The 14,468-nt window shown below is 66.4% G+C and carries 11 protein-coding genes; 3 read left to right on the forward strand and 8 right to left on the reverse strand.

What is annotated here, in order from left to right:
• Nucleotides 1–50: 50 nt before the first annotated feature.
• The 5 genes from ligA to AC239G_RS12945 all read right to left on the reverse strand — a co-directional run bounded on the left by ligA (nucleotide 51) and on the right by AC239G_RS12945 (nucleotide 7,981).
• The gene (ligA, locus tag AC239G_RS12925; RefSeq protein ID WP_487489016.1) at nucleotides 51–2,279 is read right to left on the reverse strand and encodes an NAD-dependent DNA ligase LigA; all 2,229 of its coding nucleotides are present in this window, start codon (nucleotides 2,277–2,279) and stop codon (nucleotides 51–53) included.
• Complete coding sequence (locus AC239G_RS12930) at nucleotides 2,276–3,448, reverse strand: uroporphyrinogen decarboxylase/cobalamine-independent methonine synthase family protein (protein ID WP_487489017.1); 1,173 nt, start codon at nucleotides 3,446–3,448, stop codon at nucleotides 2,276–2,278. Before AC239G_RS12930 ends, ligA begins: the two co-directional genes overlap by 4 nt.
• A complete protein-coding gene (locus tag AC239G_RS12935; protein WP_376906782.1) occupies nucleotides 3,441–5,492 on the reverse strand; it encodes a S9 family peptidase in 2,052 nt (683 codons plus the stop codon). The genes AC239G_RS12930 and AC239G_RS12935 overlap by 8 nt, the downstream gene beginning before the upstream one ends.
• A 66-nt stretch (nucleotides 5,493–5,558) precedes the next feature.
• The gene (gene mnmA, locus AC239G_RS12940) at nucleotides 5,559–6,773 is read right to left on the reverse strand and encodes a tRNA 2-thiouridine(34) synthase MnmA (RefSeq protein WP_139468898.1); all 1,215 of its coding nucleotides are present in this window, start codon (nucleotides 6,771–6,773) and stop codon (nucleotides 5,559–5,561) included.
• Complete coding sequence (locus AC239G_RS12945; protein WP_181271631.1) at nucleotides 6,770–7,981, reverse strand: cysteine desulfurase family protein; 1,212 nt, start codon at nucleotides 7,979–7,981, stop codon at nucleotides 6,770–6,772. The genes mnmA and AC239G_RS12945 overlap by 4 nt, the downstream gene beginning before the upstream one ends.
• 114 nt (nucleotides 7,982–8,095) lie before the next feature.
• Here AC239G_RS12945 and AC239G_RS12950 point away from each other — a divergent pair, with 114 nt between their 5' ends.
• The gene (locus AC239G_RS12950) at nucleotides 8,096–8,446 is read left to right on the forward strand and encodes a hypothetical protein (protein WP_139468900.1); all 351 of its coding nucleotides are present in this window, start codon (nucleotides 8,096–8,098) and stop codon (nucleotides 8,444–8,446) included.
• Nucleotides 8,447–8,595: 149 nt separating this feature from the next.
• Nucleotides 8,596–8,988, forward strand: a complete 393-nt coding sequence (locus AC239G_RS12955; protein WP_181271683.1) for a hypothetical protein — start codon at nucleotides 8,596–8,598, stop codon at nucleotides 8,986–8,988.
• 30 nt (nucleotides 8,989–9,018) lie between these two features.
• Here the strand turns inward: AC239G_RS12955 and AC239G_RS12960 are convergent, their stop codons facing one another.
• The 3 genes from AC239G_RS12960 to AC239G_RS12970 form a co-directional block, all read right to left on the reverse strand.
• Entirely contained in the window at nucleotides 9,019–10,671 is a 1,653-nt protein-coding gene (locus AC239G_RS12960; RefSeq protein WP_487489018.1) for a hypothetical protein, read from the reverse strand.
• Between the two features lie 167 nt (nucleotides 10,672–10,838).
• Nucleotides 10,839–11,834: a tetratricopeptide repeat protein gene (locus tag AC239G_RS12965; RefSeq protein WP_487490115.1), complete on the reverse strand. Its 996-nt coding sequence runs from the start codon at nucleotides 11,832–11,834 to the stop codon at nucleotides 10,839–10,841.
• A 157-nt stretch (nucleotides 11,835–11,991) separates the two neighbouring features.
• Nucleotides 11,992–13,611, reverse strand: coding sequence for a DUF8094 domain-containing protein (locus AC239G_RS12970; RefSeq protein ID WP_482400510.1), 1,620 nt, complete (start codon nucleotides 13,609–13,611; stop codon nucleotides 11,992–11,994).
• A 227-nt stretch (nucleotides 13,612–13,838) separates the two neighbouring features.
• On the opposite strand from AC239G_RS12970, the gene orn reads away from it, so the two are divergent.
• A complete protein-coding gene (orn, locus tag AC239G_RS12975; protein WP_139468963.1) occupies nucleotides 13,839–14,423 on the forward strand; it encodes an oligoribonuclease in 585 nt (194 codons plus the stop codon).
• Nucleotides 14,424–14,468: the final 45 nt, after the last annotated feature.

Here is a 14,468-nt window from a genome sequence, read left to right on the forward strand (position 1 = left end):
TCCCTCCTGCAGCGAGGCACCAGGGACCAGGCACGAGGCCAGGGCACACCTCAGTCGAGGCTGCCGGTCTCCAACAGAACCCTGAACTGGTCCTCGTCGAGGACGGGCACGCCCAGCGACTCCGCCTTCTCCAACTTCGACCCGGCATTCTCACCGGCGACGACATAATCGGTCTTCTTCGAGACCGATCCCGCCGCCTTGCCGCCGGCACCGAGGATCGCCTCCTTGATGCCATCGCGGGTGAACGAACTCAGCGAACCGGTCGCCACGATCGTCAGCCCCTCAAGGGTCTGCGCGGCGGCCTCGACCTCGTCGTCTTCCATCCGCACCCCGGCGGCCGCCCAGGTCTCGACGATCTCGACGTGCCAGTCGATCTCGAACCAATCGCGGATGCTCTGGGCGATCGTCGGACCGATGCTCTCGACGGCCGACAGCTCCTCGAGGCTTGCCTCACGGATGGCCTCAAGGGTCCGGAACTTCGCGGCCAGGGTCCGTGCCGCGGTCGGTCCGACGTGGCGGATCGACAAGGCGACGAGCACCCGCCACAGATCCTGATCCTTCGCCTTCTCCAGCTCGTCGAAGAGCTTCTTCGTGTTCGCGCTCGGGGCGCTCGGCTTCTTCGCGGTTCCCCGGGTGTAGAAATACGGGACAAGCTCTCGCTCACCGGTCTCCACTCCCTTGGACTTCTTGTTCCGCCAGATCTTGACATCGCCCAGATCCTCCGGGGTGAGGTCGAAGAGGAAGGCCTCCGACGTCAGCGGGGGCGTGTCCGGTTCGGCCGGCGCCGTCAGCGCCAGTGCAGCCTCCTCGCCGAGAGCTTCGATGTCGAAGGCCGCGCGGGAGGCCAAGTAGAAGATGCGGTTGGCCAGCTGCGCCGGGCACGATCGAGAATTCGGGCACCGCAGGTCCTTGTCGCCCTCCTTCTGCTCACCGAGCTCGGTCCCGCAGGACGGGCAGTGGGTGGGCATGACGAATTCGTGCTCGGATCCGTCCCGCAGCGCCGCGACCGGGCCGAGCACCTCGGGGATGACGTCTCCGCCCTTGCGCAGGGTGACGGTGTCGCCGATGAGCACGCCCTTGCGTTTGACCTCGTACCCGTTGTGCAGGGTCGCCCGCTCGACGGTCGATCCGGCCACGGTGACCGGTTCCATCACGGCGAATGGGGTCACGCGCCCGGTCCGACCCACCTGCACCTGGATGTCGATGAGCTTCGTCGTGACTTCCTCTGGCGGGTATTTGAAGGCCGTCGCCCACCTCGGTGCGCGAGACGTATAGCCCATCGTCTCCTGCACGGCGATATCGTCGATCTTGATGACGATTCCGTCGATCTCGTGGGTGACATCGTGACGGTGTTCGCCGTAATAGGAGATGAAGTCTTCGATCTCGTCGACGGTGGCGAGGACCTTGAAGTAGTCGCTGATCGGCAGACCCCACGACCGGAACTGCTCGTAGACCTCGGACTGGTGAGCAGGCTCCGGATGCGAATCATCGGCCGGTGTCCACACGGCGATTCCGTGGACGAGCATGTGCAGGGGCCGGCGTGCGGTGACGGCCGGGTCCTTCTGCCGCAGCGAACCGGCCGCGGAGTTCCGCGGGTTCGCGAACGGGGCCTTGCCCTCGGCGACGAGGGAGGCGTTGAGTTCGGCGAAGTCCTCGACGGGGAAGAACACCTCACCGCGGATCTCGACCTCGGCCGGCGGGTGCTCGGTGTCGAGGCGGTGCGGGATATCGGAGATCGTGCGCACGTTCGCGGTGATGTCCTCACCGATGCGTCCGTCGCCGCGGGTCGCCGCCCGCACGAGTTCGCCGTTCTGGTAGAGCAGATTGACGGCGAGGCCGTCGATCTTGAGTTCGCACAGGAACTTCGACTTCACCGAGGTGGCCGACCGCACCCGTTCGTACCAGGCACGCAGTTCGTCGTAGTCGAAGACGTTGTCGAGGCTGTACATCGGACCGATGTGTTCGACCGGGTCGAAGGTCGAGGTGTCGACGACGCCGCCGACGGTCTGCGTCGGCGAGGAGTCGGTGACGAGTTCGGGGAACTGCGCCTCGAGGTCTTCGAGGCGATGGACGAGTTCGTCGTATTCCGCATCGGAGACGAGCAGGGAGTCCTGATAGTAGGCGGCCCGCAGCTCCTCGATCCTCTCGGTCAGCTGAGCATGGGCCTGAGCGCGAGCGGTCGCGTCGGTGAGGTCGACGCCCTGCAGGTCGGGTGTGGTCGAATCCGAGGTCTGATGCTCGGGCGTCGACGAGTCGGCGTTCTCCGGTGTCGTGGTCATTCGATCTCCTCAAGAGCCCGCCGCAGACCGGCGGCGATGGTCATGGTTCCCCGATTGTGCTCGGGTCCGATCCCCGGCTGGTCCTCCAGCAGCGGCGGGTAGGTCAGCGGCAGTTCGGGTCCGGCGATGATCCCGAATTCGCGCAGACTCGCGACCCCCATGCCGATGCGCGACCACGGGATGCGGATCCGTTCGCACCAGTGGTTGACCGCGTCCGATCGCACACCGGCCGCTGCCGGCAGGTGGATCCAGGTGCCGAGCCCCGCCTCGGCGAGGATCGCCAGCTGCTCCCAGCTGTGTGGTCTCAGGCTAGCCAACGGCACTGACACGGATCGGGCGCCGGTGCGGCGGACCGCCTCGGCGGCGGGAATCTCCTTGCCCTGCAGGTTCAAAGAATCGAGGTCCGGCAGGGCGAGCACGGTGGGCGGGAGGTGGCGCAGCGTGGATTCGAGCGCCGCCCACACCTGGGTTTCGCTGATGGCGGGCAGGCTCGCCCACCCGGACACCGTCGGCCAGGTGCCGGTGAGGACCGGGTTCAGGCGGGATTCGACGAGGCGGACGGTCGGCTGCATACCCAGGCTCGCGATGCGGTCGGTGAAGGCGGCGATGCCGAAGGCGTAGGCCTGGACGACGTCGCGGCGTGCCCCATAGTCGCCGAGCACACGAGCGCCGGAGCTCAGGCTCAACGCGGTCACGAGCGACCACGGTCCCGGCAGGCTGATCTGGACCTGCCCGGGCCGGGACCCACCGTATTCGGCGATCGCGTCGAAGGCTTCGATCAATGCCGAGTCCTCGAGCCGTTCGTCTTTGCCCGCCGAGGCGGTCAGGCGCCATCCGTAGGATGTGCGGTCGACGTGGAGTTCGGTGAGCAGGCCGACGGCGCGACCGATGGCGTCGGCGCCCCATCTGCCCTCGGATTGGTGAGCGGTCAGGGGTACCGGCGGAAGCTGGTCGGCGAGGATGTCGAAACCGGAGGCCGCAGCCTCCCGGACCGGACTGGTCGCGATATAGCCGCGGTGCGGATCGCGGGCTCCGGGCAGCCAGATTCCCGTGGTCGTGGCGGCGGGCAGAACGGACATCGGGACATCGGGGGCGGCCGCCTCGGTGGAGGTGGCACCGGGACGGTCGCGGTCGGAGCTTTCGCGGTCGGAAGATCGGGGTTCAGCCATGCTGGTGGGCGCGGGGGATTCCGAAGACGTCGACATAGAATCCGAACTCGCTTTCCAGGGAATCGATGATGGTTTCGGCGCGGACGAAGCCGTGGGATTCGCCCTTGTACAGACGGTAAATGTACTCCACTCCGGCCAGTTCGAGTGTATCGACGAATTCCTGGGCCTGTGAGGGTGGGACGATCGGGTCGCGGTCGCCTTGCATGACGGCCACGGGCACCGTGATATCGCTGGTCCGGCGGATCGGCGACCGAGTGATGTATTCGTCCTGGGCTGCGGGCCAGGGTCCGACGAGGCCGTCGATGTAGTGGGATTCGAAGTCGTGGGTGTCGACGACGAAGCGCATGAGGTCAGTCACCCCGAAATACGAGGTGCCGCAGGCGAACACGTTCGTCGAGGCCAGGGCGGACAGCACCGTCCACCCGCCCGAGGAGGCTCCGGAGATGGCGATGCGATTCGGATCGGCGAGTTCGGCTGCGATGAGTCCGTTGACGGCGGCGACGGTGTCCTCGACGTCGACGACTCCCCACCCGCCGCGCAGCCGGTCACGCCAGGCGCGACCGAATCCGGTCGACCCGCCGTAGTTGACCTCGAGGACGCCGATGCCCTGGGAGGTGAAGAAGCTCGTGCGGGCCGTCATCTCCGGAGTCGCCTGTCCCGTCGGTCCGCCGTGGATCGAGACCACGAAGGGCGGGAGTTCGTCGACGGGAGCTGCGAAGCGCGGGTTGTGGGGCGGGTGGATGACGACGGGCACTCCCCCGAGCTCGCCGACCTGCGGGCGGGAGTAATAGCCCTGGTGGGTGTCGAGGCGTTCGCTTGCGATCTCGGTGAACAGTCCGGTCACCCGGTCGACGGCATAGAGGACTCCGGGGCGCCTTGTCGATTTCGCCGTCAGCAGCAGGTGTGTGCGTCCGAGGTCGAGGAGTTCGATCGTGCCGAAGGTCTCCCCCGTCGTGTCGATGGTCTCCCAGGCCGTGTCGGAAGGACCCAGCGTTGTATCGGAGGGGGTGAGGCGGCAGCGCACGAGCGTCGCGGTGGCCGCCTGAGAATGCGCCCACACCTCATCCCCGTCGTTGAGGTGCCACCGCGTGCCCAGCTGCCAGAGGGCACCACCGATCTCCTCGCCGGTGTCGATGACCGGTCGCAGCCGGTCGAATCCGATTCTTTCGGGCGCCGGCGTCTGACGGTCGTCGGTGACCAGGGGACGCGAGGCGACGGGGTCGATGTCGAGCCCGTATAACGACCAGTGCCCGTGATGGTCGGAGATGACGTGGAGGGAGGAATCGGAGGTGAACTCCGGCTGGAGCAGGGAGATGCCCGGATCGGTCGGGCTCGGCATGCCCGGATCGGCTCTGCGTGGCCTTTCGACGCCGTCGCCGCTGAGCACGGCGACCGCAGGGGTGGCCGGCGTGCGCACATCGACCAGCCACAGGGTCGTTCCGTCCCAGGGCATGTTCGGGTGCTCCCAGCCGATGAATGCCAAGCTGCTGCCGTCGGGTGAGAGTCTGGGCCAGGCCATGAAATGAGAGTGGGTCGAGAGCACATTCGTCGTCCCGTGCTTGGTCAGCAGCACAATCGCGCGTTCACGACGGGTGGACCGGCAGTCCTCGCGCACGCACAGCAGTCCCCACGGACTCATGTGCAGATCTCCGTAGCGGATCCGCCCCGAGGTGTCCGGGGTCAGGGCATGCGGGGCTCGCCCGGGAATGATCTGCCAGACGCGCTGATCTGCGGCGTTGACGAAGTAGATGACTTCGCTGTTCTGGTCGAGAGCCCACGAGGCGCCACCGTATTCGTGGACGGCGGAGCGGATGTTGAACCCGGTCGGAATGACCTGCTCACGCTCTCCCGGACGCGACAGTGAGGTGCGGACGAGCCCGGTGCGGGCTTTCTCGGCGGGGATCTTCGTCGAATAGAAGATCTCGTCTCCCCTGAAGGCGGCGTCGAAGATCGGAGCGGCACCGGCGGCCACCTCGGCGGCGCCCAGAGGTGAGGACCAGGTTCCATAAGGTGCCGTGACGACATCTTGGGGACTTTCCTTCATGCCCCCAGAGTATCGCCAGTGACCGACATCGGTCCCGGGGCCGTCGCTTCAGTGAGGTGAAGCGGCTCAGGCACCGGCGAATTCGGGTGCCGGGGTGATGCGGTCCTTGGCCGTGGAGTCGATGGTGGCCTGGCCGAGGACACGGGTGCCGCGGTAGATGACCATGGTCTGGCCCGGGGCCACTCCGGACAGCTCCTCATCGACGTCGACGTGCATGAGCTGCCCGGCCGGACGTGCGGCAGGCACCTCGACCTCGTCGACGATGGGGTTGACTTCGTGTTCGGGCGCCTCGGCGACGAATTCGCCGAGCCACGCACGGGCCGGCACCGGATCGGCGTGGGCACGGATCTGCACTTCGCAGTCGATCCCGGTCTCCGGAGTCGAACCCATGTCCGAGGGGGCCGCTCCGGCCCAGGAGGTGCGGATTCCGGTCAGATGCGAGACCGCGAGGTCGGCGCGCGACCCGACGGTGACGGTGTTCGTGGCCGGGTCGAGGCCGGTGACGAAGCGCGGCTTGCCGTCCGCGGCAGGCTTCTCGATGCCGAGGCCCTTGCGCTGACCGATCGTATACGTCATCGCTCCGTCGTGACGCCCAAGCACTTCGCCTTCGGAGTCCTTGATGAGTCCGGGTCGCATCGGGATCTTATCGGCCAGCCAGGCCTTCGTGTCCCCGTCGGGGATGAAGCAGATGTCGTAGGAGTCGGGCTTGTTCGCTACGGAGAATCCGCGCTCGGCCGCCTCGGCGCGCACTTCGGCCTTCGACGCCGTCGCACCGATCGGGAAGTAGCAGTGCTCGAGCTGGTCGGAGGTGAGCACACCGAGGACGTAGGACTGGTCCTTGGCCAGATCCTCACCGCGGTGGAGTTCGGGCCGGCCCTCGTCGTCACGCAGCACCTCGGCGTAGTGGCCGGTGGCGATGGCGTCGAAGCCGAGCGCCAGGGCCCGGTCGAGGAGGGCGGCGAACTTGATGCGCTCATTGCAGCGCATGCACGGGTTCGGGGTGCGTCCGGCGGCGTATTCGGCGATGAAGTCATCGACGATGTCTTCCTTGAACCTCTCGGAGAAGTCCCAGACGTAGAAGGGGATGTCGAGCATTCCCGCCACCCGGTGGGCGTCGCGGGAGTCTTCGATCGTGCAGCAGCCGCGCGATCCGGTGCGCAGGGTCCCGGGCATCCGGGACAGGGCGAGGTGAACGCCGACGACTTCGTGTCCGGCGTCGACGGCACGGGCGGCTGCGACGGAGGAATCGACTCCGCCGGACATGGCGACGAGTACTCTCATGATGCTCCTTGCATCCATCGGGGTGTTGCCGAAACCATCCCGGCTCGGCGTGCCTGGTCGACGACCTCGGGAAGGGCCGTGAGCAGGGCATCGACATCGGATTCGGTCGTGTCGTGACCGAGCGTGAAGCGCTGGGTGGTGCGGGCGCTGTCCTCATCCATCCCGCAGGCCAGGAGCACATGGGAGGGACGGGAGACACCGGCAGAGCAGGCCGATCCCGTCGAGGTGGCCAATCCCCTGGCATCGAGACCGAACAGCAGCGAGTCCCCTTCGCAGCCCGGGAACGTGAAGTGGGCATTGGCCGGCAGGCGGTCCGCTCCGCGCGGACCGGAGAGCACGGCACCGTCGATGCTCGATTCGATTCCCGCGATGAGGCGGTCCCGCAGCCCCGACAGTCGGGCCGACCGGGACTCGAGGTCGGCAGTGACGAGATCGACGGCGGCGGCGAAAGCCACGGCACCGGCGACATCGAGGGTGCCCGAACGCACGCTGCGCTCCTGTCCCCCGCCGTGGAGGATGGGCGTCGGGCTCGCTGCGCGGTCGAGCAGGAGTGCGCCGATGCCGACGGGGCCGCCGATCTTGTGCGCGGTGATCGTCATGGCCGTCGCCTTGAGTGCCGCGAAGTCGAGCGGGATCTGTCCGAGCGCCTGCACGGCGTCGATGTGGAAGGGAATGCCGAGTTCGGCGGCGATCTCACCGATCTCGGCGATCGGCTGCAGAGTGCCGATCTCGTTGTTCGCGGCCATCACGCTGATGAGCGCGGTGCGTTCGGGTTCGCGGCGCAGTTCGGCGGTCGCCGCGTCCAGATCGAGACGCCCTGCCGAGTCGACGTCCAGGTAGACGGCTTCGGCGCCGAGGCGCTCCAGCCACTCCACGGTCTCGAGGATCGCAGGATGTTCGATCGTCGTCGTCAGCACCCGCGGGCGCGCAGGCTCCGTGAACGTTCCGTTGTTGCGGGCGAGGTAGAGGCCCTTGAGAGCGAAATTGTCCGCCTCGGTGCCTCCGGAGGTGAAGATCACCTCCGACGAGGTGGCCGCACCGACCGCGCGGGCGATTCCTTCGCGTGCTTCTTCGATGCGCATCCGTGCCGCCTGTCCGACCGCGTGCAGGGCCGAGGGGTTGGCCCGGCGGGCCAGCTCCTTCGTGTACACCTCGAGCACCTCGGCGGGCATCGGCGAGGTGGCTGCGTGATCGAGATAGATGGGCACCCTGCAATTTTAGGGCGTGAGCCAGGCTACGGCCAGGATCCGTGCGGCATCTCACCTGCGCAGCGGCACATCCGGACGAGTTGCCCGCCGGTGTGGCCGACTAAACTGGTCTCCGTGTTCACCGTTTTCACCATCGTCCTCTATGCCGCCACCGGCATCCTGACCCTGTGGTCGATCGTCGAGACCATCCGCAACCGTCCGGCCGGCAAGGCCCTGCTCGGCGGTGCCGCTCTGCTTCTGCTGCTGCTCATCGTGCAGCTGATCATCTCGATTGCGACCTTCGGCTCCACGCATGATGTCGACCCGCTGCTCTACTTCGGCTACATCATCACGGCGATCATGGTCATGGCGCTGGCCGGGTTCTGGGCGTTTGCGGAACTGAGCCGCTGGGGGCCGGGTGTGCTGGCCGCGGCAGGACTGACGGTGATCGTGATGATCGAGAGATTGGACCAGATTTGGCAGTGACCAGGCGCAATCGGTTCGGCGGGGACTCCGCCGACGATGCGAACTCAGCAGACAGCGCGAATAAGGCAGGCAATGCGAAGTCAGCGGGCGACGCGGACTCCACGGCCGCCTCGGCGAGGGGAAAGACGGGACGGTCGCCGTTCTCGGCGATGCATACCGGACCGGGACGGGCACTGACGGCGGTGTACGGGGTCTTCGCGCTCTCGGCCACGGCCCGGGCGGGCTACCAGCTCATCCGCGAATTCGATGTCGCGCCGATCGCGTACTCGCTCTCGGCCTTCGCTGCGGTGATCTACATCCTCGCCACGGTCTGTCTGGTCATCGGCAACCGCGTCTCGCACCGGATCGCCGTCGCCGCCTGTGCGATCGAGTTCCTCGGCGTCATCGTCGTCGGCATCCTCAGCCACACTCACCCCGAGGACTTCGCGAAGCCGTCGGTGTGGTCGAACTTCGGCAGCGGATACGGCTATATTCCGCTGCTCCTGCCGCTCATCGGCCTGTGGTGGCTGCTGCGAGTAGGCCGCCGCGCCAGCCGCGGCTGACAAATCGCGCGAACCGCGGCCCAGCGCGGTTCATTCCACCTTGGAGGACAGGACGTTCCAGTCGGTGGCGACGGCGGTGAGTTCGTCACCGGTCTTCATGAGCACATAGGGGTGCGCGGTGTCGACCTTGATGGTGTCGCCCTCTTTGTCGTTCGTCTTCACGGCTTCGACGGTGTCGCCGAGGTCGAGTGCGTAGTCCGACGGTGCCTTGATCGTCAGGGTGCACCGCACTTCGCCCATTCCGATCGCACCGTTCTCGGTGCTCAAGGTCATGTCCTCGAACTTGAGGTCCTCGTAGGGCTTGCAGTCGACGTCGACCTTGTCGAAGCCGGAGTCCTTGTCCCGCAGGTCACCCAGGTAGTCGCGGAATCCCTTGAATCCGCCCTCCTTGAGGCCCTCGGGACCCCCGGACTTCGCCTTGCCGTCAACGAGGAACGACGAGACATCACCGGACGCGGTCGTCAGATCCTCGGAGAAGTCCTCCGGCCCCTTCTCCACGGCGCCGCTGTCATCGGCCATGAGGGTCGGCATCTGGTCGGTGGGGATATAGGACGCCGAACGTACGAGCGGATCGGTCGACGCCGATTCCCGCGTCACCAGCATCACCTGGGTCAGCTGCTTGTCCCCGTCCGTGGACTTCTTGTCCGCGGTGCCGAAGGCGTAGAACCACATCGGATATTCGGTGAAGTTCGGGCTGCCGGCGATAACCTCGGTGAAGTTCGGTGCGCGCAGCTTCTGCTTCGCCTTGTCCGCGATCTGGATCTGCGCGCGGGTGTGGTCGATGAGCGGCGCCGCCTGGATCTTGTCGAGGTCGGAGCCCTTGTCGCCGAGGGTCTTGTCCAGCGATTCCGTGTAGTTCGTCATGAACTTCCCGGCTTCACCCGGGCGCACCGCAGTGCGCTCGTACGGGGTGGTGTCCGGGCTGCTGGGTTTGGCGATCGGCATATTCGCACAGCCGCTGAGCACGAGTCCGGTGCCCAAGACGGAGGCCGTAACTGCGCGGAAGGACCGCCGGTTCCGCAGATCCCGTCGCCGAGGCGGCGCGTGGCCGGCCGTGTCCGGCTGCACTGTCGAGATCGGCTGAGTCGCCGGTCCCGGCTCGCCTTTGACCGTGCGGTCGGCGGCCGTTCCCCGGCCGTCACGGCCGGAGCTGCTGCCGGCTCCGGGCCCGGGTCCGCTGTCGTTGCTGTCGGGTTCGCTGCCGCTCGGGGGTCCGACGTCCTTCTTCGGCGGGCGGATGCGCGAGGCCCACCAGCGCATGAAGAAGAACACCGAGAATCCGGCGAGGATGATCGTGCCGGCAATGCCGAGCAGGCTGAGTGCGAACACGCCCTTGACGCGCATCTGGAGACTCACCGTCGTTCCGTCGAGGCTGTCATCGGAGTTCGCAGGAGCGATGACGAGCACCTGCGGTTCGGCATCGAGGTCGAAGGTCTTCGCGACCGTCTTTCCCGTGTCCGAGCTGATCCACCAGTCACGGTCGGCGATATCGGCCTCCGGCTTCGCATCACCGGGAGTGAACCGGTGGGAGGCGGAGTTCGGGAACGACACATCACTGATCTGCTCCTGCGCCACCCCGTCGAGGTAGCTGTCGGCGTCGACCCCGCTGGCGGTGCCGACGAACAGCTCCGTGCCCTTCGAGTTCTTCGCCGTCACGGTCACGCTCGAACCCGAATAGGGCACGATCGCCTCGTCGAGGACGACGGCGTAGGCACCGTCCTTGACCTTGAAGGCCGGCGTCTCGGTGATCTCGTCGGTGCCGACGACCGAGAGCGCAGAGATGACCAGTCCGGCGAGCGTGAGTGCCGCTACGCCGAAGAGGATGGCGGTGATGAGTCGGATTCGCTGGATCAGAACAGTGCCCTCATGAGTGCGGTCCGTGCCTTGGTCACGGCTGGGTCGTCGGCGCCGAGGACCTCGAAGAGATCGAGGACCCGCAGGCGCAGGGACTCCTTCTCATCACCCGCGGTGGTGCGGATGAGTGAGATGAGTCGGTTGAAGGCGCTGCCGGCTTTGCCGCTGACCACTTCGGCGTCGGCCGCGGCCTTCGCGGCTTCGACGTTCTTGGGGTCCGCATCGGCGGCGGCGATGAGATCGGCTGGTTCCTGGTCGATGAGGCGGCGGCCCAGGCCTGCACGGGCGAGACCGAACTTCGCCTCCTCATCGGCGGGAGAGTTCGCCAGCGCGGCTTTGAACAGGTTCTCGGCTGTGTCGAAGTCGCCCTTGGCGAGTGCCTCTTCGGCCTCCGGGTGGGCAGGGCCGGCCGGTTCGGGCTCGGCTCCCCCGACGGCCGCATGACCGGTCACACCGTTCTCACTGGCGAGCTTGAGCAGCTCGTCGAAGTACGCCTGGACCTGCGGCTCGGGCAGAGCACTCTGGAACAGCGGCACGGGCTGCCCCTTGATGAGGGCGACGACCGTCGGGATCGACTGAACGCCGAAGGCCTGCTGCAGACGCGGGTTCGCATCGACGTCGACCTTGGCCAGCACCAGACGTCCCCCGTAGGAGGTGACGACGCGCTCGAGGATCGGCGAGAGCTGTTTGCAGGGTTCGCACCAATCGGCCCACAGGTCGATGACGACGGGCACGCGGTCGGAGATCGCCACCAGGCTGGTGAACGTCGATTCGTCGACGTCGAAGACCAGTCCCGGAACGGCGACCGCATTCGGATCCCCACCGGCCGGGCCGCCGGCAGCACCGTCAGCACCGGCTCCCGCACCGGCGGCCTGACCGGTCTGACCGGTCTGACCGGTCTGACCGGCCTGTTCGGCGGGCATGTTCTTGCTGCGCACCGCCGACAGGTCGAGTCCCTGATTGGGCTGCGTGCTCTCCTGCGAGGGATCCATTGACACGTGGTCTCCTTTGTGACGCGGTCGGTGGGCTCGGCGCAAACCGTGACGCACCTGGTCCTTGCTTATCCAACAGAACGTATCAACACCGGTGCGCCCACGGCTATTTCCTCAGCCGTCAGGGAAGGAACACCACGGTGCCGACCCTTCCGCCTCAGCCTGCTTCGGCTCCGGCGAGAGTCTCGAGACCGCCGATGAGCTTGACCTTGCCGTCCTTGGGGACGAGGAAGGTGAGCACCTGGGTGGTCTTCGTCGTCACCGGCTCCTTGGTCGTCGCGGAGCCGACGAGTTCCTTCTGGGGCGACGACAGCGACAGGGTGCCGGTGCGACCCTCCTTCGACTCGGGGCTGATCGTCGATTCGGCGTCGATGACTCCGGTGACGATGGCGGCGTCCCCGGCGGTGCCCTGGGCGACGAGCTCCTTGCCCGGAGTGTACTTGTACTTCACCTCGGCCTTGCCTTCTTCGGCACTGGCCTTCTGGTCCTTCTGGTTCTTCCAGATGGACTTCGAGAAGTCATCGGACTCGAACTTCTTCGCCTCCTTCGAGTCCGCCCCGCTGCCGAGGGCCTTCGCGTAGTCGGCGACGGCCTTCTCCGGAGTGGTGACGAAGTCCTTGGATCCGGGTTCGAGCATCTTCGCCCCCTGACGCGAGTCGGGCAGCTCGGGCAGCTTCGTGCCGGCCGTCAGCTGGGTCTGCGACCACAGTTTGTAATTGCTGCGCGGATCCTCCTGGGTCAGCACGAGCAGCTGCGAATTCCCACCAGCGGAGGTGATCAGGCTGGTCACGCGCGGCCAGGCATCGGTGGCCGAGGTGTAGTTGGCGACGATCTCTTCGCTGGCCACCTCCGGCGCCATCTTCTGGTCTTCGACGTCGTCTTTCACCTTGTACAGGTCTTCACGCTGTTTGAGCGCGGGACCGGCGGCACGTTCGGCCAGTGCCTTCTTATCGGTCTTCTTGTCCGCGGCTTTGACGTCGGCGGCCACGGAGTCGAGGATCCGCTTGGCCTGGTCATCGGTGACACCCGCGGCCGCGGAGCTCGGAGCCTCGGAGGGTTCGGGCTTCGGCAGCTCTTCGGGCCCGCAGGCGCTCAGGGCGAGCACGGGGACGACGGCGAAGGCGGTGCCGTATTCGGCGAGCTTGCGGCGGCGCTCCTGGCGCGCCTTGCGGCGGTTCGCTTCCTTCTTCGAATTGTTCGCACCGAGGAAGAGGAGGACGACGCCGACGACGAAGAGGACACCGCCGATGATCATCAGCGGGAGCGCCCAGGGAGTCTCGGCATGGTTGGGCCAGGTGAGGGTCACGGATTTGACGGCTCCGGCTTCGCCGTCGCCGGCAATGAGGAATCCGGTGCGTTTGGCCTCGTCGTTCCATTCCAGCTCCACCGAATCGGTGCCGGTGACTTCCGACTGCCACAGATCGGCCCCGGCAGGATTGGGAACCTTGCCCTCACCATCGGTCGCCTTGGTCGTGAGCTTGCCGCCTTCGGCGAGTCCGGTGACGCGGTCATAGGCGGACTGTCCCGCCCAGGCTTCGACGTTCTCGATCGGAGCTTGGGCGATCGTGAGGTCACCGCTGCCCTTGACCGTGAGCGTGGTCGGGGTTTCGTAGAGGTTGAGCATTCCGGGGTCGACGACGACCGCCGGTTTGTCGGCATCGATCTGTGCGGTGGCAGTGATCGTATCCTCCGGCGCCCACAGGGTCTTCTGCAGGATGCCGAGGCCACCGACGACGACACCCACCACCATGAGAATCACAGCGAATGTGTAACGCACGAGCGAACCTTCCCTCAGCCGAGCAAAAATGGCACCCCAGTTCGGGGACTCTTCAAGTTTAAGTCACATCCCGGACATCGCCTTTGTGCGCACGCTCAGTGTGTGTCGACGTTCACACGCCCAAGCCGCGCAGCGGCGCCGATTGCGCCCCGGAATGTCCCGTTCCCTGCTGTCTGCCCTAAGCTGGGCGAGTGAGCAACAACAGAATTGTGTGGATCGACTGCGAAATGACCGGCCTCGACGAGGTGCGGGACGAACTCATCGAGGTGGCTGCGATCGTCACCGACTTCGAGCTCAACCCCCTCGACGACGGAATCGACATCGTCATCAAGCCCTCGGCGGAGGCACGGGCGAACATGAACGAATTCGTCACGAACATGCACACCACCTCGGGCCTGATCACCGAACTCGACGCGGGCACCACCGTCGCCGAGGCGCAGACCCGAGTCCTCGAATACGTGAAGAAGCATGTCCCCGAGGCCGGCAAGGCACCGCTGGGAGGGAACTCGGTCGGCACCGACAAGGTGTTCCTCACCAAACAGATGCCCGAACTCGTCGAGCACCTGCACTACCGGATCATCGATGTCTCCTCGATCAAGGAACTGTCCAAGCAGTGGTTCCCACGCGCCTACTTCCAAGCACCGGCCAAGCACGGTGGCCACCGTGCACTCGGAGACATCATCGACTCGATCATCGAGCTCCAGTACTACCGGAAGGCCGTGTTCTCCGCCGAGGGGCCGAGTTCCGATGAGGCGAAATCGATTGCCGCCGAGGTGGCCGAGGCCTACCCGAAGGCGACCGACGAGGACTGACCGCCGCCTTCCGAGGCGATCGTGAGCACAGCCCGGTTCCGCAGC

The sequence above is a fragment of the Brevibacterium sp. Lmc1 genome, from assembly GCF_057654315.1.

Coding starts and splice junctions, on each gene's coding strand:
- ligA (WP_487489016.1), bottom strand. CDS start 2,279: ATGACCACGACACCGGAGAACGCCGACTCGTCGACGCCCGAGCATCAG.
- AC239G_RS12930 (WP_487489017.1), bottom strand. CDS start 3,448: ATGGCTGAACCCCGATCTTCCGACCGCGAAAGCTCCGACCGCGACCGT.
- AC239G_RS12935 (WP_376906782.1), bottom strand. CDS start 5,492: ATGAAGGAAAGTCCCCAAGATGTCGTCACGGCACCTTATGGAACCTGG.
- mnmA (WP_139468898.1), bottom strand. CDS start 6,773: ATGAGAGTACTCGTCGCCATGTCCGGCGGAGTCGATTCCTCCGTCGCA.
- AC239G_RS12955 (WP_181271683.1), top strand. CDS start 8,596: ATGCATACCGGACCGGGACGGGCACTGACGGCGGTGTACGGGGTCTTC.
- AC239G_RS12965 (WP_487490115.1), bottom strand. CDS start 11,834: ATGGATCCCTCGCAGGAGAGCACGCAGCCCAATCAGGGACTCGACCTG.
- orn (WP_139468963.1), top strand. CDS start 13,839: ATGACCGGCCTCGACGAGGTGCGGGACGAACTCATCGAGGTGGCTGCG.